This is a genomic window from Stenotrophomonas sp. ZAC14D2_NAIMI4_7 (genome assembly GCF_003086675.1).
Classification (GTDB): Bacteria; Pseudomonadota; Gammaproteobacteria; order Xanthomonadales; family Xanthomonadaceae; genus Stenotrophomonas.
This window is the reverse complement of record NZ_CP025995.1, coordinates 2,094,694-2,114,141: the sequence shown is the minus strand read 5'-3', so window position 1 is coordinate 2,114,141 and position 19,448 is coordinate 2,094,694. Positions and strand designations below refer to the sequence as shown.

Sequence of the window (19,448 nt, the reverse complement as noted above, 5' to 3'; positions counted from 1 at the left end):
ATGAACAAGCTCACAGTGTTGCTGGTCGATGACCATGAAGGTTTCATCAACGCCGCCATGCGTCATTTCCGCAAGATCGACTGGCTGCAGATCGTTGGCAGCGCCGGCAACGGCCTGGAAGCGATCGAGCGCTCGGAAAGCCTGCGCCCGCAGGTGGTGCTGATGGATCTGGCCATGCCGGAAATGGGCGGCCTGCAGGCCACCCGCCTGATCAAATCGCAGGATGATGCCCCGTACATCGTGATTGCCAGCCACTTCGACGACGTCGAGCACCGCGAACACGCGCTGCGCGCCGGCGCCGACAACTTCGTCAGCAAGCTGTCCTATATCCAGGAAGTCATGCCCATCCTGGAAGGCCTCAGGGAGGATAGATCGTGAGCGAATCGCGCATCCTGGTACTGGACAACGATGCCGTGCGCGCCGAGCGCACCGTTGCCCTGCTGGAATTCATGGATTTCAACCCGCGCTGGGTCTCCGACGCAGCCGACTTCGACCTGGGCCGCCAGCGCCAGAACGACTGGATGGCGGTGATCGTCGGCAGCCTGGACGAAAGCTCTGCCAGCACCGCGCTGTACGCGTGGCTGGGTGGCAGCAGCCTGCCGCCGCCGGTGCTGCTGGCCGATGGCGATGCCGCCACGTTCGCCCGCCAGCATGGCCTGCATGAAGCCAACATCTGGCCGCTGGAAGCCCCACTGCGCCATGCGCAGATGGAAGCCCTGCTGCGCCGCGCCAGCCTGAAGCGGCTGGATGCCGAACACCAGGCCGGCGCCGTGCAGGACCAGGGCCCGACCGGCACCGGCCCGGCGGTGACCAGCCTGCGCACCATGATCGAACAGGTGGCCGCCTTCGACACCACCGTACTGGTGCTGGGCGAATCGGGCACCGGCAAGGAAGTCGTCTCGCGCGCCATCCACCAGCGCTCGCCGCGCCGTGACGGCCCGTTCGTCGCCATCAACTGCGGCGCCATTCCGGCCGACCTGCTGGAAAGCGAACTGTTCGGCCACGAAAAAGGTGCCTTCACCGGCGCACTGACCGCGCGCAAGGGCCGTTTCGAAATGGCCGAGGGCGGCACTCTGCTGCTGGACGAGATCGGCGACATGAGCCTGCCCATGCAGGTGAAGCTGCTGCGCGTGCTGCAGGAACGCAGCTTCGAACGCGTAGGCGGCAACCAGACCATCCGCTGCAACGTGCGCGTGGTTGCCGCGACCCATCGCGATCTGGAAACCCGCATTGCCGAAGGCAAGTTCCGCGAGGATCTGTTCTACCGCCTGAACGTGTTCCCGATCGATGTACCGGCCCTGCGCGAACGCCGCGAAGACCTGCCTGCGCTGGTGGAAACCATCGCCGCGCAGCTGGCCCGCACCGGCCGGGGCGAAGTGCGCTTCACCCCCGAGGCCCTGCAGGCGCTGGCCGGCTACGAATGGCCGGGCAATGTGCGCGAGCTGACCAACCTGGTCGAGCGCCTGGCCGTGTTGCACCCGGGCGGCTCGGTGCGCGTGCAGGACCTGCCGGCCCGCTACCGCGGCGACGCCGCGCTGGCCCCGGTAGCGCCCGCCCCCGCCCCGGCACCCGTGGCCGCCAGCGAAGACCGCCTGGACCTGCGCAGCTTCTCCTTCCACACCCCCGGTAGCGGCGGCCAGCCGGCACTGGAGCACGGCATTGCGGTGAACCGCGCCAACGCCCCGGCAGCCCTGCCCGACGACGGCCTGGACCTGCGCAACCACATGGCCAACATCGAACTGGGCCTGATCAACGAAGCCCTGGAACGCACCCAGGGCGTGGTCGCCCACGCCGCCCAGCTGCTGGGCCTGCGCCGCACCACCCTGGTGGAAAAGCTGCGCAAGTACGGCATCGAACGCGAACCGGCCGAACTGGCCAGCTGAGCGCCATAGGGGTCAGATCCCTCTCCAAGAGAGGGCTCTGACCCCACGCGATCCCAGAGGGGTCGGAGCCCTTTCCGCTGGAAAGGGGTCCGACCCCTTTGCATTTGCACGTTTTCCTGAAGGCATCGGCATCGCTTTACGGAGCATGGCAGGGACAACCTACGGAGATCCCACCATGCCTCGCTCCACGCTGTTCATCGCCCTGCTTTGTCCGTCTCTGGCCATCGGCGGCAGCTACCGTCACCGGCACCTGGCCCCGCATATCGCGGAAATCCAGATGAACGAAGCCCACCCGGCCGGCCCTGCCCACTACACCCTGCTGCTGACCTGCCTGACCGACCACCAGGTCCGCTTCCATCTACACCCAGCACGACGGCCCCATCGCCCCCCCCCGGCAGCGCCAGAATTCCGGCCGCTGGACCCCGCAGCCATAGGCCAGAAAACCGACGCCGGTTAAATGGCGCCGCTCCATGCACGCATGGCGTGGATTTACTGTGTCGACCAAGGTCGACACCTACCAGAGCACGATGCCACTCCGACAGATCGCGAGCACCTGTCGAATGCCAGCTTTGACGCTGCTTCAGTCGAGCATGGCTCGACTCTACAGCGGGTGCAGGGCTGCAAGCCCTGCCAGGAACACACCCCACCCTCACCACACTGAATCAAAAACCGGTTTCGGCACGCCGCTTGCACTGCTTCCAGACGAACGCCCCCATCCCTGTTTCTGGAACCGTTGCAGATGTCCCACTCCGTCACTTCGATCCTTTCCCAGATCCGCTCCTATCAGACCCAGATGGGACAGCCGGCGCTGAACCCGCTGGCCGAAGCGCCGCGCAGCAATGCCCTGCCCAACGCGGTGCTGGACGCCCCGCAGGTGCAGCCGCCCAGCTTCACCGAAACCCTGCGCGGCGCCCTGTCCAGCGTGAACGACGCCCAGCAGACCTCCGGCGCCCTGGCCAAGGCCTTCGAAATGGGCGACCCCAGCGCCGACCTGGCCAAGGTGATGGTCGCCTCGCAACAGTCCCAGATCGCCTTCCGCGCCACCGTGGAAGTCCGCAACCGTCTCGTCCAGGCCTACCAGGACGTGATGAACATGCCGCTGTAAGGATCCAACCGCATGGCACTGACGCTCTCCAAGGAATCCCTGAACGCCGAGAAGGCCGGGCAGTGGTTCGATCGGCTGCAAAGTCTGCAGATCACCCGCCGCCTGGGTCTGATGGCGATGATCGCCGTGGCGGTGGCGGCAGGCCTTGCCGTGTTCTTCTGGGCACAGAAGCCGGGCATGGTGCCGCTGTATACCGGCTTGGACCAGAAGGCCACCGCCGAAGCCACCGACCTGCTGCGCGCCGCACAGATTCCGTTCGAGCTGGATCCGGCCACCGGCGGCATCACCGTGCCGGAAAAGAACCTGCACGATGCGCGCCTGAAGCTGGCCGGTTCCGGCCTGACCGACAGCGGCAAACTGGGCTTTGAACTGATGGAGCGCGACCCGGGCTTCGGCGTCAGCCAGTTCGTGGAAAGCGCGCGCTACCAGCACGCGATGGAAACCGAGCTGTCGCGCACCATCAACACCCTGCGCCCGGTGCGCGATTCGCGCGTGCACCTGGCCATTCCCAAGCCCAGCGCCTTCACCCGCCAGCGTGACGTGGCCAGCGCCTCGGTCACCCTGGAACTGCGCGGCGGCCAGCAGCTGGAACGCAGCCAGGTCGATGCCATCGTGCACATGGTGGCGGCCAGCATTCCCGACCTGGCGCCGGAACGGGTGACCGTGGTCGACCAGAGCGGTCGCATGCTGAGCGTGAGCGACCCCAACAGCGAAGCGGCCGTCAACGCCGCACAGTTCGAACAGGTGCGCCGCCAGGAAACCTCGTTCAACCAGCGCATCCGCGAACTGCTGGAACCGATGACCGGCCCGGGCCGGGTGAATCCGGAAGTGAGCGTGGACATGGACTTCTCGGTGACCGAGGAGGCGCGCGAACTCTACAACGGTGAACCGCAGAAGCTGCGCAGCGAGCAGATGAGCGAGAACACCAGCACCACGCCGGGCCCGCAGGGCGTGCCGGGCGCGACCAGCAACAGCCCGCCGGGCCAGCCGGCGGCACCGCCCACCGCGCAGACGCCGACCGAAAGCAGCAAGAACGCCACCCGCAATTACGAGCTGGACCGCACGTTGCAGCACACCCGCCAGCCGGCCGGCCGCATCAAGCGCGTGTCGGTGGCGGTGCTGGTGGACAACGTGCCGCGCGCCGGTGCCAACGGCAAGGTCGCCCCGCAGCCGCTGTCGGCCGCCGAGCTGACCCGTGTGGAAGCGCTGGTGAAGCAGGCCGTGGGCTTCAATGCAGAACGCGGCGATACCGTGTCGGTGATGAACGCCCCGTTCGTGCGAGACACCACGCCGGTGGAAGGCCCGGCCTGGTGGGAACTGCCGTGGGTGCACGATGCCGGTCGCATGCTGCTGGGTGCCATCGTGGTGTTGGCGCTGCTGTTTGGCGTGCTGCGCCCTGCCCTGCGCGCGATCACCGGGCAGACCAAGAAGGACGACGACGCTGCACTGGAACCGCACAGCGCGGAGGTGCAGCTGGTGGATGACGATGGCACCCCGCTGCCGGCGCTGGGCGCCGACCGGGTCAGCCTGGGCGGGGCCGAAGCACTGGCCCTGCCGGTGGATTCATATGAGGAACGACTGCGGATGGCCCGTGAAGCCGTAAAGACCGACTCCAAGCGCGTGGCCCAGGTGGTCAAGGGGTGGGTGGCCAATGACTGAGGCACAACTGACCGGCGTGCAGCGCGCTGCCGTGCTGCTGCTGTCCCTGGGTGAACTGGATGCGGCCGAGGTGCTGCGCCACATGGAACCCAAGGAAGTGCAGAAGATCGGCATCGCCATGGCGACCATGACCGACATCACCCGCGAGCAGGTGGAACGGGTGATGGACCAGTTCAGCCAGGAGCTGGGCTCGAAAACCTCGCTGGGGGTGGGTTCGGACGACTACATCCGCAACATGCTGGTGCAGGCGCTGGGCAGCGAGAAGGCCGGCAACCTGATCGACCGCATCCTGCTGGGCCGCAACACCACCGGCCTGGATGCGCTGAAGTGGATGGACCCGCGCGCGGTGGCCGATCTGGTGCGCAACGAGCACCCGCAGATCATCGCCATCGTGATGGCCCACCTGGAAACCGACCAGGCCGCCGATGCACTGAAGCTGCTGCCCGAACGCACCCGGGTGGACGTGCTGCTGCGCATCGCCACCCTGGACGGCATTCCGCCCAACGCGCTGAACGAACTGAACGAGATCATGGAACGCCAGTTCGCCGGCAACCAGAATCTGAAGTCGTCCAACATCGGCGGCGTGCAGTGCGCGGCCAACATCCTCAACTTCATGGACAGCGGCCAGGACCAGGCGATCCTGGGCGAGATCGCGCGCATCGACGCGCCGCTGAGCGGCCGCATCCAGGACCTGATGTTCGTGTTCGACGATCTGGTGGATCTGGACGATCGCGAAATGCAGCTGGTGCTGCGCGAAGTGAGCGGCGAGCGCCTGGGCCTGGCCCTGCGCGGTGCCGACATCAAGGTGCGCGACAAGATCACCCGCAACATGTCCCAGCGTGCCGCTGAAATCCTGCTGGAAGACATGGAAGCACGCGGCCCGGTGCGCCTGTCCGACGTGGAAGGCGCGCAGCGCGAGATCCTGGCCATCGTCAAGCGCATGGCCGATGAAGGCACGGTCACCATCGGCGGCAGCGCGGAGGCCATGCTGTGAGCAATGTCGTGCGCTGGCTCGCCCCGGACCTGCTGGCCCAGCCCGAACCCGAGCTGGAGCAGGAGGATGTGTTCGAGCTGACCGAGCCCGACCCGGAGCACGAGCCGGAGCCGGTACTGCAGCTGCCCACGCTGGAAGAGATCCAGGCGATCCAGGACAGCGCGGAAAAGGAAGGCTTTGCCCAGGGCCACAGCGATGGCTACGGCCAGGGCCAGGCCGAGGTGCGCCGCCTGGTCGCGCAGATCGAAGGCATCCTGGACAACTTCAGCCGCCCGCTGGTGCGCTTGGAAAATGAAGTGGTCGGTGCGCTGGGCGAGCTGGCCGTGCGCATTGCCGGCGCGCTGGTCGGCCGCGCCTACGAGGCCGACCCCGCCCTGCTGGCGCAGCTGGTGGGTGAAGCCGTGGACGCGGTGGGCGGCGCTACCCGCGAGGTGGAAGTGCGCCTGCATCCCGATGACATCGCCGCGCTGTCGCCGCTGTTGACCCTGTCACCGCAGCAGCGGCTGGTGCCCGACACCAGCCTGAGCCGGGGCGACCTGCGCGTGCACGCCGAAGCGGTGCGCGTGGATGGCACCCTGGAAGCACGCCTGCGTGGTGCCCTGGATGCGGTGATCCGCCAGACCGGAGCCAATGCATGAACACCGAACCGCACCTGCCGCCGCCGGCGGACTGGACCGTGGCCCGCAACCTGCGCCTGGCCGGCCGTCTGGACAGTCTGCGCGTGGACACCGCACACGGCCGCGGCCTGATCCGTGAGGGCGTGCTGCGCCGCGCGGTGGGCCTGACCCTGGAAGCGGTGGGCTGCGAAGCCCCGCTGGGCGCCAGCTGCAAAGTGGAAGTGGTCGATGGTGGCTGGGTGGATGCCGAAGTGGTCGGCTTCGCCGGCGAACGCACCTACCTGATGCCCAGCGCCGAGTTGCACGGCCTGCTGCCCAACGCACGGGTGGTGCCCTCGGCGCGACGTGGCGGTGTGGAAGTGGGCGAAGGCCTGCTGGGCCGGGTGATCGACAGCGACGGCGTGCCGCTGGATGGCAAGGGCCCGATCCGTGCCGAAGGCCATGTCGGCATGGCCGGTGTGTCGATCAACCCGCTTGCGCGCGAGCCCATCACCCAGCCGCTGGACGTGGGCGTGCGCGCGATCAATGCGCTGCTGCCGATCGGCCGTGGCCAGCGCGTGGGCCTGTTCGCCGGCTCCGGTGTCGGTAAGTCGACGCTGCTGGGCATGATGACCCGCTACACCGCCGCCGACGTGATCGTGGTCGGGCTGATCGGTGAACGTGGCCGCGAAGTGCGCGATTTCGTTGAGACCACCCTGGGCGAAGAAGGCCTGCGCCGCGCGGTGGTGGTGGCCAGCCCGGCCGACCGCCCGCCGCTGGCGCGCCTGCACGGCGCCTACCGCGCCACCGCCATTGCCGAATGGTTCCGCGACCAGGGCCTGAACGTACTGCTGCTGATGGATTCGCTCACCCGCTTCGCCCAGGCGCAGCGCGAGATCGGCCTGTCGGTGGGTGAACCGCCCACCACCCGCGGCTACCCGCCGTCGGTGTTCGCCAAGCTGCCGGCGCTGGTGGAACGTGCCGGCAACGGCGCCAAGGGCCGCGGCTCGATCACCGCGTTCTACACCGTGCTGACCGAAGGCGATGACCCGCAGGACCCGATTGCCGATGCGGCACGCGCGATCCTGGACGGCCACATCCTGCTGTCGCGCCGGGTGGCCGACAGTGGCCTGTACCCGGCCATCGACGTGGAATCGTCGGTCAGCCGCGTGGTCACGGAAATCGCCGACGAGCCGTGGCGCCTGCGCATCCGCAAGCTCAAGCGCCTGGTGTCGGCCTATTCGGCCAACCGCGATCTGATCGCCATTGGCGCCTACCAGCGCGGCAACGATGCTGCGACCGACGAAGCACTGGAACGCTGGCCGGAAATCATGGAATTCCTCGGCCAGGACGTGGCCAAGGCCGCCGATCTTCCGCACAGCCAGGCCGCGCTGCAGCGCCTGGTGGAACAAGAGAACTAAGCCATGACACAGTCCAAGCGCATCGACCCGCTGCTGAAGCGGGCGCAGGAACACGAAGACGCGGTGGCCCGCGACCTGGCCGAGCGCCAGCGCGTGCTGGACACCCATCTGTCGCGGCTGGATGAGCTGCGCCGTTATGCCGAGGAATACGCAAACGCACAGATGGCCGCCACCAGTCCGGCGCAGCTGCTGAACCGCCGTGCCTTCCTGGACCGCTTGGACAGCGCGGTGGAACAGCAGCAGCAGACCGTGAACGGCAACCGCGAAAAGGTGGAAGCCGAACGCGCGCGTCTGATCCTGGCCAGCCGTGACAAGGCCGTGCTGGAGCAGCTGGCCGCCAGCTACCGCGCACAGGAAAAGGTGGTGACCGACCGCCGCGACCAGCGCGAGATGGATGACATCGGCGCACGCCGCGCGCGCCTGGCGCAGGCCGCAGACCCGGACAGCGACCCGCAGGGAGGCCGCGCGTGATGCCTTCCCTGTTGACTGGCAACAGCACCGCCACCGGCACCACCGGCACCACCGGCACCACCGGCAGCAGCTCACGCAGCAGCCGCAGCGACGGCAGCAGCGGCAACGGTTTCGACCAGATGCTGCAGGGCGGCGGCAATACGCCTGCGGCCAAGACCGCCAGCGCCCCGTCGAAGCCGGCGAACAAGGCGAGCAACAGCGACGCGGGCACCGCGGATGCGCGCACGCCGGCCGGTTCCGCCGATGCTACCGACCCCGACGCCGCCAAGACGGAGGTGGCCGCCAGCACGACTGACACCCCCGCGCCGGCCACCGACAAGGACGCAGCGACCGACAGCGACGACGCACCCTGGCCGCCGCTGGGCCTGGCCGGGCTGGCGCTGATGGTGGCGCCGGTCGCCGACCCCACCGTGCCTGCTTTGCCCACCGCCACGGGCGCCGGCGCCGACGCCCTGCCCAGCGCTGCGCCTGCTGCGCTTGCCACGCTGCCCGCCGCGGCCACCGCCGCTACACCGGCCACCGCGCCTGCGGCCACGGGGGTAGCCGCCACCACTACCGCACCGGATGCCGATAGCGAAGCCATCGAACTGCCACTGCCCGGCACCGTGCTGGCACAGAGCGCGTTGGATGGCGCAGACGATGCGGACGGCAGCGATCGCAGCGTGACCGCACCGCTGCAGGTGGCCCTGCCCGCCGCCCTGCAGGACCTGAAAGCCGCGCTGGCCAGCCCGCCGGTGTTCAACGGCGAACCCACCCCTACCCCGGTGCTGGGCGATGATGGTTTCGACCAGGCCATCGGTGCACGCGTCAGTTGGCTGGCGGACCAGAAGATCGGCCACGCCCACATCACCCTGAACCCGGAAGACCTGGGCCCGGTGGACGTGCGCCTGCAGATGAACGGTGACAAGGTGCACGCCAGCTTCAGCAGCCCGCACGTTGATGTGCGCCAGGCGCTGGAAAGCAGCCTGCCGCGGCTGCGCGAACTGCTGGGCGAACAGGGCTTCCAGCTGGCCCACGCCGATGTGGGCCACCACAGCAGCGGCGACGGCGGAACGTCGGGCCAGAACTCCGGCAGCGGCAACGGCCGGATCGGTGACGGAGAACCGTCGCTGGCCGACACCACGGTGTCGGCGGCGCAGCTGATCCGCCAGCGCGGGTTGCTGGACGCCTACGCATAACCGGCGGCCAACCCAGGTTGGCCCATACCGGAACCGGGGCGCCGACGGAATTCCGTCGCCGCCCTTCCCCGCCACTGCGGCACACCCCTTGCATAGCCCTGTGAAGCAACCCCTGAGGAGCTTCACCCCGTGGCCGCAGCCGCTGACAAAACCAAGAAGACCGCCGACAAGGACAAGAGCGCCAAGCCGCGCAGTCCTTTGCTCATCACCGCCCTGGTGGCCGTCCTGGCCGCAGGTGCCGCCGGCGCCGGCGTCTGGTTCTTCACCCAGAGCAAGCACGAACCGGCCACCGCCGAAGCCCCGAAGAAGGGCGCCACCCCGGCCCCGGCCCAGTACTTCGCGCTGGAACCGGCCTTCGTGGTCAATCTGAACGGCCCCATTGATGGCCCGCGCTACCTGCAGGTGGAAGTGCAGCTGATGACCCGCGACGCCGCCGCGCTGGAGGCGATCAAGACCCATGCGCCGGCACTGCGCGCCAACCTGCTGATGCTGTTCTCGCAGGTCAGCCCCGAGCAGATTGCCGACGTGGCCGGCAAGCAGAAGCTGCAGGGCGAAGCGCTGGCCGCCGTGCAGAAAGTGCTGAAGGCCGAGACCGGCAGCAACGGCGCCGACGATCTGCTGTTCACCAGCTTCGTGACCCAGTAAGGGCCTACCGATGAATGACCTGCTGTCCCAGGATGAGATCGATGCCCTGCTGCATGGCGTGGACAGCGGCGCGGTCGAAACCGATCCGGAGCCGCCGTCCGGCGAAGCACGTTCGTACGACTTTGCCAGCCAGGACCGCATCATCCGCGGTCGCATGCCCACGCTGGAAATGGTGCACGAGCGTTTCGCCCGCCTGTGGCGCATCGGTCTGTTCAACCTGATCCGCCGCTCGGCCGAACTGTCCGTGCGCGGCATCGAGCTGATCAAGTTCAACGACTACATGCACTCGCTGTATGTGCCGACCAACCTGAACCTGATCCGCTTCAAGCCGCTGCGTGGCACCGGCCTGATCGTGTTCGAGCCGACCCTGGTGTTCGCCATCGTCGACAACTTCTTCGGCGGCGACGGGCGCTACCCCACCCGCATCGAAGGCCGCGAATTCACCGCCACCGAAATGCGGGTGATCCACCTGCTGTTGAAGCAGACCTTCGCCGATCTGCGCGAAGCTTGGGCGCCGGTGATGGAAGTGGATTTCGAATACATCAATTCGGAAATCAACCCGCACTTCGCCAACATCGTCACCCCGCGCGAATACGTGGTGGTGTGCCGCCTGCACGTGGAACTGGACGGCGGTGGCGGCGATATCCACGTCACCCTGCCGTATTCGATGCTGGAGCCGATCCGCGAGCTGCTGGACGCCGGTATCCAGAGCGATCGCAACGACCGCGATGCCAGCTGGGGCGTGATGCTGCGCGAACAGCTCAACATCGCCGAAGTCACCCTGTCCAGCGTGCTGGCCAGCAAGCGCATGACCCTGCGCGACCTGACCCAGCTGAAGGTGGGCGACATCCTGCCGATCGAGCTGAACACCCAGGTGCCGCTGTGCGTTGAAAACATTCCCGTGTTCACCGGCGAATTCGGCATCGCCAACGGCATGAACGCCGTGAAAGTCACCGCTACCCATCCGCCGGGGACCCGCCCGCGCGTACCCGTCATCCAGGAAGACCCGCAATGAACGATATCGACGCCCTCGAACCGACCCCGGCCCAGTTCGGCAGCCTGCAGGCCGATGAAACCCCGGGTCCGGACCTGAACCTGGACGTGATCCTGGACGTGCCGGTGACCCTGTCGCTGGAAGTCGGCCGCGCCCGCCTGCCGATCCGCAACCTGCTGCAGCTCAACCAGGGTTCGGTGGTGGAACTGGAACGCGGCGCCGGCGAATCGCTGGACGTGTTCGTCAATGGCACCCTGATCGCCCACGGCGAAGTGGTGGTGATCAACGACCGCTTCGGCGTGCGCCTGACCGACGTGGTCAGCCCGAGCGAGCGGATCCGGAGACTGCGTTGAGCCTGCTGCTCGCCACCGCGCAGGCCGCTGCGAAGGCAACGCCGCAGATCGGCCAGCATGCCGCCACCGCACCGAGTCTGTTCGGTGCGGTGCTGGCCCTGCTGGCCGTGCTGGCCCTGGTGATCGGCCTGGGCTGGCTGCTCAAGCGCCTGCCCGGCAGCGGCTTCCGCCCGGCCGAAGGCATGAAGCTGGTGGCCAGCCTGACCGTGGGCGCCAAGGAACGCGTGGTGGTGGTGGAAGTGAACGGCCAGCAGCTGCTGCTGGGCGTCACCGCCGGCAGCATCAACACCCTGCACACCCTGTCCGAGCCCCTGCCGCCGCCGGCGCCGGTGCGCGTGCCGGACCTGAAAAACCTGCCGAATTTCGCCCAGCTGCTGCAACAGCGGCTGCGCAAGGACCCCTGACATGCGCGTGACCCGTTCCCGCTTCGCCACCCTGATGCCGTGGCTGTTGTTGATCGCTCTGTGCCTGCTGCCCGCGCTGGCGTTTGCCGCGCCGGGCGCACCGCCGTCGCTGCCCGATGTAAACGTGGGCAAGATCGGCGGCGCGCCGGTCAGCCTGCCGCTGCAGACCCTGCTGCTGATGACGGCGATCACCCTGATCCCGTCGATGCTGCTGGTGCTGACCTCGTTCACCCGCATCATCATCGTGCTGGGCCTGCTGCGGCAGGCGCTGGGCACCGGGCAGACGCCGTCCAACCAGGTGCTGCTGGGCCTGGCCCTGTTCCTGACCGCGATGATCATGCTGCCGACCTGGGACAAGGCGTGGAGCACCGGCATGGCGCCGTACCTGAACGGCGATATCGACTTCCAGACCGCCTGGACGCTGACCACCCAGCCGCTGCGCGCCTTCATGCTGGCGCAGATCCGCGAAACCGACCTGATGACCTTTGCCGGCATTGCCGGCCACGGCACCTATGCCAGCCCCGATGCGATTCCGTTCCCGGTGCTGGTCGCCTCGTTCGTCACCAGCGAACTGAAGACCGCCTTCGAGATCGGCTTCCTGATCTTCATTCCGTTCGTGATCATCGATCTGGTGGTGGCCAGCGTGCTGATGTCGATGGGCATGATGATGCTGTCGCCGATGCTGGTGTCGGCGCCGTTCAAGATCCTGCTGTTCGTACTGGTCGATGGCTGGGTGCTGACCGTGGGTACGTTGGCGGCCAGCTTCAATCCGGCTTGATTCAAGCCGGCGGTATTGAAAGGCAGTCGAGCGTGGCTCGACTCTACATGAGCAGATGGAACCCGAATGTCTCCCGAACTTGCCCTGACTGAACTGCGTGGCGGCCTGATTACCGTGCTGTGGGTCGCCGGCCCGCTGCTGCTGACCGTGCTGGTGGTGGGCGTGGTGGTGGGCGTGGTGCAGGCCGCGACCCAGTTGAACGAACCCACCATTGCCTTCGTGGCGAAGGCCGCGGCGCTGACCGCCGTACTGTTTGCGCTCGGCAGCCTGCTGATCGGCCACCTGGTCGAGTTCACCACGCTGCTGTTCCAGCGCATCCCACACCTGATCGGCTAGGAACCGCGCCGCCATGGACGCCGCCACCCAGATGGCCGCCGACGGCCTGCAGGCCTTTGGCATGATCGGCACCGTGCTGTGGACACTGCTGCGTTTCGGCGCGGTGGCCATGGCCATGCCCATGGTCGGGACCCGCGCAGTGCCGGCCCGCGTGCGGGTGATGCTGGCGGCCACGCTGTCCATCGCGCTGGCCCCGCTGCTGCCGCCGGTACCGGACTGGACCGGCTTCGACGCCGCCACCGTACTAACCATTGCGCGTGAGCTGGCCATCGGTGTGTCCATCGGCTTCCTGCTGCGGTTGATCTTCGAAGCCGGCGCACTGGCGGGCGAACTGGTCGCGCAGGGCACCGGCCTGGCCTTCGCGCAGATGAGCGATCCGCTGCGTGGCGGCACCTCCGGTGTGATCGGGCAGTGGTTCTACCTGCTGTTCGGCCTGCTGTTCTTCACCGCCAACGGGCACCTGGCGCTGATCTCGCTGGTGGTGGACAGCTACCGCGCCCTGCCCATCGGCGCGCCGCTGCCCGATCCGCATGCCTTTTTCAGCATCGCTCCTACCTTCCTGCTGACCGTGCTGCGCGGCGGCCTTACCCTGGCCATACCGCTGGTGGTGGCCATGCTGGCGGTCAACCTGGCCTTCGGTGTGTTGGCCCGTGCCGCGCCCGCACTGAACCCGATCCAGCTGGGCCTGCCGGTGTCGCTGCTGCTGGGCCTGTTCCTGCTGGCCCTGCTGGCCGGTGAAATGGGGCCACCGGTGCAGCGCATGTTCGATGCGGCGTTCGAGGCCGCTGGCGCCGTCACTCAGTGAGAACTTCATCACATCCTGTTGATTGCCCTGCCCCCCCTGTAACGCGTTACAGTGAATGGGCGGCGACCAGGGGGACGCCGCGCGCGGCCCGCGTTCTGCACGGCCGCTTGCCGTAGCCTTGCCCCACCGTAGTTTTTCCGTTGACAGGCAGGTCCGGGAGACTGACGAATGCTGGTAGGCACGTACAACCCATGGCTGGTGGCCACCTCGCTGCTGGTTGCCGTCATGGCTTCGTATACCGCCCTGGCCATGGCCGGGCGCACGGTGACCGCACCTGGCCGCGGTGCCACCTGGTGGTGGCGGCTGGGCGGCGGCTTCGCCATGGGGCTGGGCATCTGGTCCATGCACTTCATCGGCATGCTGGCCTTCGACCTGCCCATTCCGCTGGGCTACGACCTGCCCATCACTCTGGTGTCGCTGGCGCTGGCCATCGCCTCGTCGGTGTTCGCGCTGTGGCTGGTGTCACTGCACACCCTGCCGCATGGCCGCCTGGCCGGTGGCGCGGTGCTGATGGGCAGCGGCATTGCCAGCATGCACTACGTGGGCATGGCCGCGCTGCGCATGCAGCCGGGCATCGACTACCAGCCAGTGTGGCTGGCACTGTCGCTGCTGGTGGCCGTGGCTGCATCGTGGACTGCGCTGTACGTGGCCTTCCGGTTGCGCGCGCAGAACACCCGCAACGTTGATCGGCTGACCGCCGCCGGCCTGCTGGGTCTGGCCATCGTGGGCATGCATTACACCGGCATGGCCGCCGCCCGCTTCCCCGAAGGCAGCGTCTGCGGTGCCGCGGTTGGCGACGGCCTGCGCAGCACGTGGCTGGCGGTGATGGTGGTGGTACTAACCGTGGCCATCCTGGCGGTGGTGCTGGTGGTGTCCTGGCTGGAACAACGGGTGGAGGCGCAGCTGCTGAGGCTGCGCAATTCGCTGCTCAGCACCTCGTTGACCGACGCCCAGCAGGAGCTTACCCAGGCCGCCCTGCACGACCCGCTTACCCGCCTGCCCAACCGCCTGCTGCTGCAGCGCCGGATCGTGCAGGCGCTGGCCGAGGCCGAACAGGGCGGCAGCCGCTTCGCGGTGATGTTCATGGATCTGGACGGCTTCAAGCAGGTGAACGATGCCTATGGCCATCAGGCCGGCGATGCCCTGCTGGTGGCCGTGGCCGAGCGTACCCGCCAATTGCTGCGGCCCAACGACATGCTAGCCCGGTTGGGCGGCGACGAGTTCGTGCTGGTGGTGCGCATCGAACACGACGAAGACCTGCCGACCCTGGCCCGGCGCATTCTGGAAGCCGTGGGCGGCGGCCCGCTGCTGGCCGACAACGAACTGCAGGTGACCGCCAGCATCGGCATCGCGATCTGTCCCGACCACGCCGCCAGCGAGCGCCAGTTGATGGCCTTTGCCGATGCGGCGATGTACCAGGCCAAGGAATCGGGCCGCAACGCTTTCGTGCTGTTTTCCGACTGGATGAACGACAGCGCAGAACAGCAGTTCCGCCTGCTGGCCGACCTGCGCCGCGCCATTGGCACCGACCAGTTGTTCCTGCACTACCAGCCGAAGATCCGCGTGGCTTCGCAGGCCGTGGCTGGCGCCGAGGCGCTGATCCGCTGGCGCCATCCCGAACAGGGCCTGATCCCGCCTGACCGCTTCATCCGCCTGGCCGAGCGCAGCGGTGCGATTCACGATATCGGTCGCTGGGCGCTGGAACAGGCCTGCCAGCAGTTGCGCCGCTGGCACGATGCCGGCCATGACGGCTGGTCGATGTCAGTGAACCTGTCGCCGGTGCAGTTCAGTTCGCCGCACCTGCTGCGCGATGTGGAGGACGTGATCGAACGCTACGCCATCACCCCGCGCCACCTTGTCCTGGAAATCACCGAAAGCACGGTGATGCGCGATACCGACACCAGCCTGCGCCTGCTGCAGAGCCTGTCGGCGCTGGGCGTGGGCATTTCCATCGATGATTTCGGCACCGGCTATTCCAGCCTGCTGTACCTCAAGCGTCTGCCCGCTACCGAGATCAAGATCGACCACGCCTTCGTGCGGGATCTGGAACACAGCCCGGAAGACGTGGTGATCGTGTCGGCCATCGTGGCGCTGGGCCATGCGCTGGACATGGACATCGTGGCCGAGGGCGTGGAAACCGCCCCGCAGCGCGCCTATCTGGAACGGCTGGGCTGTGACTACCTGCAGGGCTACCTGCTGGGCCGCCCGGTGGACCCGGCCCGTTTCATGCAACTGCACGACCTGCCGCGGCCGCGGGTGGAGCTGGCCAACCCACCGCCGCGCTGAGGCGTGCGCCCGCCGGGCATGGCCCGGCGCTACCGCCCTCCTCCCGTGGGTGCCAACCGCCCCGCTCTGGTGGGTGCCAACCGCCCTGCCCTGGTAGGTGCCAACCTTGGTTGGCACCGCTCTTCCGTCACGGAACAGTTCTTGCACGCACCCCGGCACTCCCCGCCGTAGTGCACCGCGATGTCCGAGAACGAAGACGCAGGCGAAAAAACCGAACAGCCAACAGAAAAGCGCCTGCGCGATGCCCGTGAACAGGGCAACATCCCGCGTTCGCGCGAGCTGGCCACCGTGGCGGTGTTCGGCGCGGCGGTCATCGCCATCATGGCCACCAGCAGCTCCATTGCCGCTGGCGGCCATGCCTGGATGCGCGCCGCGCTCAGCCCCGAGCCGGCCCTGTGGCAGAACCCGCAGGCCCTGTTCGGCCACTTCGGCTGGCTGTTCCTGCGCCTGATGATGGCCTGCTGGCCGCTGCTGGTGGTCTGCTTCCTGGCCAGCTTCCTGTCCCCGCTGGTGATGGGCGGGCTGCGCTGGTCGAACAAATCGCTGATGCCCGACCCCAAGCGGCTCAGCCCGATCGCCGGCCTGAAGCGCATGTGGGGTGCCGAGGCCGTGGCCGAGTTCACCAAGTCGCTGCTGCGCGTGGGCTTCGTCGGCGCCGCGGCCGCGCTGGTGTTTGCCAGCAGCTTCGATGCCCTGCGCGGGCTGCTGCACCAGCCGCTGGAATCGGCCATCGGCCACGGCCTGGCGTTCACCCTGAAGCTGCTGCTGGCCACCGCCGGCGCCATGCTGCTGCTGGGCGCCATCGATGCGCCGTACCAGCGCTGGAACTGGATGCGCAAGCTGAAGATGACACGTGAAGAGCTGCGCCGGGAAATGAAGGAAAGCGAAGGCAGCCCCGAAGTGAAGGGGCGCATCCGCCAGCTGCAGCAGCAGATGGCCAACCGCCGCATGATGGAGGCGGTGCCCACCGCCGACGTGGTGGTGGTCAACCCCACCCACTACGCCGTGGCCCTGAAGTACGAAGGCAGCCGCATGAGCGCCCCCACCGTGGTCGCCCTGGGCGTGGACGAAACCGCCCTGCGCATCCGTGAAGTAGCCGACGGCAACAAGGTGGCCATCGTCTCGGCCCCGCCTTTGGCACGCGCCTTGTATCGGGAGGGTCAACTCGGCAAGGAAATTCCCGTGAGACTGTATTCAGCCGTCGCCCAGGTGCTGTCCTACGTCTACCAGCTGCGCAGCTGGCGGACCGGCCCGATGCCGTCCACTCCCCACATCGACGTGGATGAATTCGGCACTGGAGGCCGCCCATGAACGCCCAGACCTCTGGTTTCAACAGCCGCCGCGTGCTCGACATGATCCGCCAGGGTCTTGGCGCGCCGCTGATCGTGCTGGCCCTGCTGGCCATGGTGGTGGTACCGCTGGCCGCCCCGGTGCTCGATGCGCTGTTCACCTTCAACATCGCCATCTCGCTGATGGTGCTGCTGGCGGTGGTCTACGTGAAGCGCCCGCTGGATTTCACCATCTTCCCCATCGTGCTGCTGGTCACCACCATGCTGCGCCTGGCGCTGAACGTGGCCTCCACCCGCGTGATCCTGCTCAACGGCCAGAACGGCCACGAAGCAGCCGGCAAGGTGATCGCCGCCTTCGGCGAGTTCGTGATCGGTGGCAACTACGCGGTCGGCATCGTGGTCTTCGCAATCCTGACCATCATCAACTTCGTGGTCATCACCAAGGGTGCCGGCCGCGTGTCCGAAGTGACCGCGCGCTTCATCCTGGACGCCATGCCCGGCAAGCAGATGGCCATCGACGCCGATCTGAACGCCGGTCTGCTGACGCGTGAAGAGGCCAAGGCCCGCCGCGAGGAAGTGCGCGAGGAAGCCGACTTCTACGGTGCGATGGACGGCGCCAGCAAGTTCATCCGCGGCGATGCGATCGCCGGCATCCTGATCCTGTTCATCAACATGCTGGGCGGCCTGGCCGTGGGCGTGCTGCAGCATGGCATGCCCTTCGGCGATGCGGCCGCCACTTACACTCTGCTGTCCATCGGTGACGGTCTGGTGGCGCAGCTGCCGGCCCTGCTGGTGTCCAGCGCCGTGGCCATGCTGGTCACCCGCGCCTCGCGTTCACAGGACATGGCCCAGGCCATGACCGGCCAGGTGTTCGGCCAGTACCGTGCACTGGCCATCACCGCCGGCATCATTGGCCTGGTCGGCCTGGTGCCGGGCATGCCCAACGTCGCTTTCCTGACGCTGGCCGCGATCCTGGGCTTCATCGCCTGGAAGCTGTACCGCAAGACCCAGCTGCCGGCCGCCGACGCCGCCGCCAGGGCCGGCGAGAACGGCCCGGTGAACGCGCTGGGCCGCCCCGCCGCGCCGGCTCCCACCGCTGAACTGAGCTGGGACGAACTGCGCCCGGTCGATCCGCTGGGCCTGGAAGTGGGCTACCGGCTGATTCCGCTGGTGGACAGCAACCAGGGCGGCGAACTGATGGCGCGCATCAAGGGCGTGCGCCGCAAGCTGACCCAGGACGTCGGCTTCCTGATTCCCTCGGTGCATATCCGCGACAACCTGGAACTGGCCGCCAACGCCTACCGCGTGCTGGTGCACGGCGTGCCGGTGGCCACCGCCGAAATCCACCCCGACCGCGAACTGGCGCTGGACCCGGGCAGCGCGCTGGGCCCGCTGGATGGCATTGCCGGCAAGGACCCCGCCTTCGGCCTGGACGCCACCTGGATCCAGCCGCACCAGCGCGCACAGGCCGAAACCCTGGGCTACACCGTGGTCGACCCGGCCACCGTGGTCGCCACCCACCTGTCGCACCTGATCCGTGAACACGCGCCGGAACTGCTGGGCCACGAAGAAGTGCAGCACCTGCTGGCCAACCTGGGCAAGAGCGCGCCCAAGCTCGTCGAAGATCTGACGCCCAAGGCGCTGCCGCTGTCGGCGGTGGTGCGCGTGCTGCAGAACCTGCTGATCGAACGCATTCCGATCCGCCAGCTGCGCAAGATCGCCGAAGCGCTGGTCGAGCACGCCCCGTCCAGCCAGGACCCGGCCACCCTCACCGCCGCCGTGCGCAACGCGCTGGGCCGCTTCATCGTGCAGGAGATCGCCGGAATGTCGGCGGAGCTGCCGGTGTTCACCCTCAACCCGCAATTGGAACGTGTCTTGCAGGAGTCCACGCAGGGCAACGGCGCCGCGCTGGAACCCGGACTCGCTGAGCGACTGCACCAGAGCCTGGCCGAATGTGTCAGCAAGCAGGAAGCCCGCAACGAGCCCGCGGTTGTGCTGGTACCGGGCCCGGTGCGCGCCGCGCTGGCCCGCCTGGTCCGCCACAGCGTTCCGTCGCTGTCGGTCCTGGCCTACAGCGAGGTGCCGGAGGACAAGCGCCTGAAGCTGGTCGGAACGATCAGCTGACGCCGCCCTCCGCAGCGCCAGAAAACAGACACCACTCTTCACTTGCAGCAACCGACAGATTCCAAGGGGAACCCGAACCGTGCAGACCACCGACCACCCGCGTTCTCCGACCGCCAATCCGCCGTCT

The 19,448-nt window shown here is 67.8% G+C and carries 20 protein-coding genes; all 20 read left to right on the top strand.

Annotated elements, in window-relative coordinates; genetic code table 11:
• The 20 genes from C1922_RS09740 (at nucleotide 1) to flhA (ending at nucleotide 19,321) form a co-directional block, all read left to right on the top strand.
• Entirely contained in the window at nucleotides 1-378 is a 378-nt protein-coding gene (locus C1922_RS09740; protein WP_049460600.1) for a response regulator transcription factor, read from the top strand.
• A complete protein-coding gene (locus C1922_RS09735) occupies nucleotides 375-1,883 on the top strand; it encodes a sigma-54 dependent transcriptional regulator (RefSeq protein ID WP_108749564.1) in 1,509 nt (502 codons plus the stop codon). Before C1922_RS09740 ends, C1922_RS09735 begins: the two co-directional genes overlap by 4 nt.
• 175 nt (nucleotides 1,884-2,058) lie before the next feature.
• Nucleotides 2,059-2,340, top strand: a complete 282-nt coding sequence (locus C1922_RS09730) for a hypothetical protein (RefSeq protein WP_234413491.1) — start codon at nucleotides 2,059-2,061, stop codon at nucleotides 2,338-2,340.
• Nucleotides 2,341-2,622: 282 nt separating this feature from the next.
• Nucleotides 2,623-2,988 (top strand): flagellar hook-basal body complex protein FliE, encoded by a 366-nt coding sequence (gene fliE, locus C1922_RS09725; protein WP_108749563.1) that lies wholly within the window; start codon nucleotides 2,623-2,625, stop codon nucleotides 2,986-2,988.
• Between the two features lie 12 nt (nucleotides 2,989-3,000).
• Entirely contained in the window at nucleotides 3,001-4,647 is a 1,647-nt protein-coding gene (fliF, locus tag C1922_RS09720; protein WP_108749562.1) for a flagellar basal-body MS-ring/collar protein FliF, read from the top strand.
• Between the two features lie 7 nt (nucleotides 4,648-4,654).
• On the top strand, nucleotides 4,655-5,641 hold the full coding sequence (gene fliG / locus C1922_RS09715; protein WP_108751550.1) for a flagellar motor switch protein FliG: 987 nt from the start codon (nucleotides 4,655-4,657) through the stop codon (nucleotides 5,639-5,641).
• On the top strand, nucleotides 5,638-6,279 hold the full coding sequence (locus C1922_RS09710) for a FliH/SctL family protein (RefSeq protein WP_108749561.1): 642 nt from the start codon (nucleotides 5,638-5,640) through the stop codon (nucleotides 6,277-6,279). The genes fliG and C1922_RS09710 overlap by 4 nt, the downstream gene beginning before the upstream one ends.
• Nucleotides 6,276-7,658, top strand: a complete 1,383-nt coding sequence (locus C1922_RS09705) for a FliI/YscN family ATPase (protein ID WP_108749560.1) — start codon at nucleotides 6,276-6,278, stop codon at nucleotides 7,656-7,658. Before C1922_RS09710 ends, C1922_RS09705 begins: the two co-directional genes overlap by 4 nt.
• 3 nt (nucleotides 7,659-7,661) lie before the next feature.
• A complete protein-coding gene (fliJ, locus tag C1922_RS09700) occupies nucleotides 7,662-8,129 on the top strand; it encodes a flagellar export protein FliJ (protein ID WP_108749559.1) in 468 nt (155 codons plus the stop codon).
• The gene (locus C1922_RS09695; RefSeq protein ID WP_108749558.1) at nucleotides 8,129-9,307 is read left to right on the top strand and encodes a flagellar hook-length control protein FliK; all 1,179 of its coding nucleotides are present in this window, start codon (nucleotides 8,129-8,131) and stop codon (nucleotides 9,305-9,307) included. The genes fliJ and C1922_RS09695 overlap by 1 nt, the downstream gene beginning before the upstream one ends.
• Before the next feature lie 129 nt (nucleotides 9,308-9,436).
• On the top strand, nucleotides 9,437-9,952 hold the full coding sequence (locus tag C1922_RS09690; protein WP_108749557.1) for a flagellar basal body-associated FliL family protein: 516 nt from the start codon (nucleotides 9,437-9,439) through the stop codon (nucleotides 9,950-9,952).
• Nucleotides 9,953-9,962: 10 nt separating this feature from the next.
• Entirely contained in the window at nucleotides 9,963-10,967 is a 1,005-nt protein-coding gene (gene fliM, locus C1922_RS09685) for a flagellar motor switch protein FliM (RefSeq protein ID WP_108749556.1), read from the top strand.
• Nucleotides 10,964-11,299 carry a flagellar motor switch protein FliN gene (fliN, locus tag C1922_RS09680; RefSeq protein WP_108749555.1) on the top strand — a complete coding sequence of 112 codons (336 nt, stop codon included), beginning with the start codon at nucleotides 10,964-10,966 and terminating at the stop codon, nucleotides 11,297-11,299. The genes fliM and fliN overlap by 4 nt, the downstream gene beginning before the upstream one ends.
• A complete protein-coding gene (fliO, locus tag C1922_RS09675) occupies nucleotides 11,296-11,703 on the top strand; it encodes a flagellar biosynthetic protein FliO (RefSeq protein WP_108749554.1) in 408 nt (135 codons plus the stop codon). The genes fliN and fliO overlap by 4 nt, the downstream gene beginning before the upstream one ends.
• 1 nt (nucleotide 11,704) lies before the next feature.
• On the top strand, nucleotides 11,705-12,481 hold the full coding sequence (gene fliP / locus C1922_RS09670; protein ID WP_108749553.1) for a flagellar type III secretion system pore protein FliP: 777 nt from the start codon (nucleotides 11,705-11,707) through the stop codon (nucleotides 12,479-12,481).
• Between the two features lie 66 nt (nucleotides 12,482-12,547).
• Entirely contained in the window at nucleotides 12,548-12,817 is a 270-nt protein-coding gene (locus C1922_RS09665) for a flagellar biosynthetic protein FliQ (protein ID WP_005413254.1), read from the top strand.
• A 13-nt stretch (nucleotides 12,818-12,830) separates the two neighbouring features.
• Entirely contained in the window at nucleotides 12,831-13,622 is a 792-nt protein-coding gene (gene fliR / locus C1922_RS09660) for a flagellar biosynthetic protein FliR (RefSeq protein WP_108749552.1), read from the top strand.
• Nucleotides 13,623-13,790: 168 nt separating this feature from the next.
• Nucleotides 13,791-15,908, top strand: a complete 2,118-nt coding sequence (locus C1922_RS09655; protein ID WP_108749551.1) for a bifunctional diguanylate cyclase/phosphodiesterase — start codon at nucleotides 13,791-13,793, stop codon at nucleotides 15,906-15,908.
• 180 nt (nucleotides 15,909-16,088) lie between these two features.
• On the top strand, nucleotides 16,089-17,219 hold the full coding sequence (gene flhB, locus C1922_RS09650) for a flagellar biosynthesis protein FlhB (protein WP_108749550.1): 1,131 nt from the start codon (nucleotides 16,089-16,091) through the stop codon (nucleotides 17,217-17,219).
• A complete protein-coding gene (gene flhA, locus C1922_RS09645) occupies nucleotides 17,216-19,321 on the top strand; it encodes a flagellar biosynthesis protein FlhA (RefSeq protein WP_108749549.1) in 2,106 nt (701 codons plus the stop codon). Before flhB ends, flhA begins: the two co-directional genes overlap by 4 nt.
• Nucleotides 19,322-19,448: the final 127 nt, after the last annotated feature.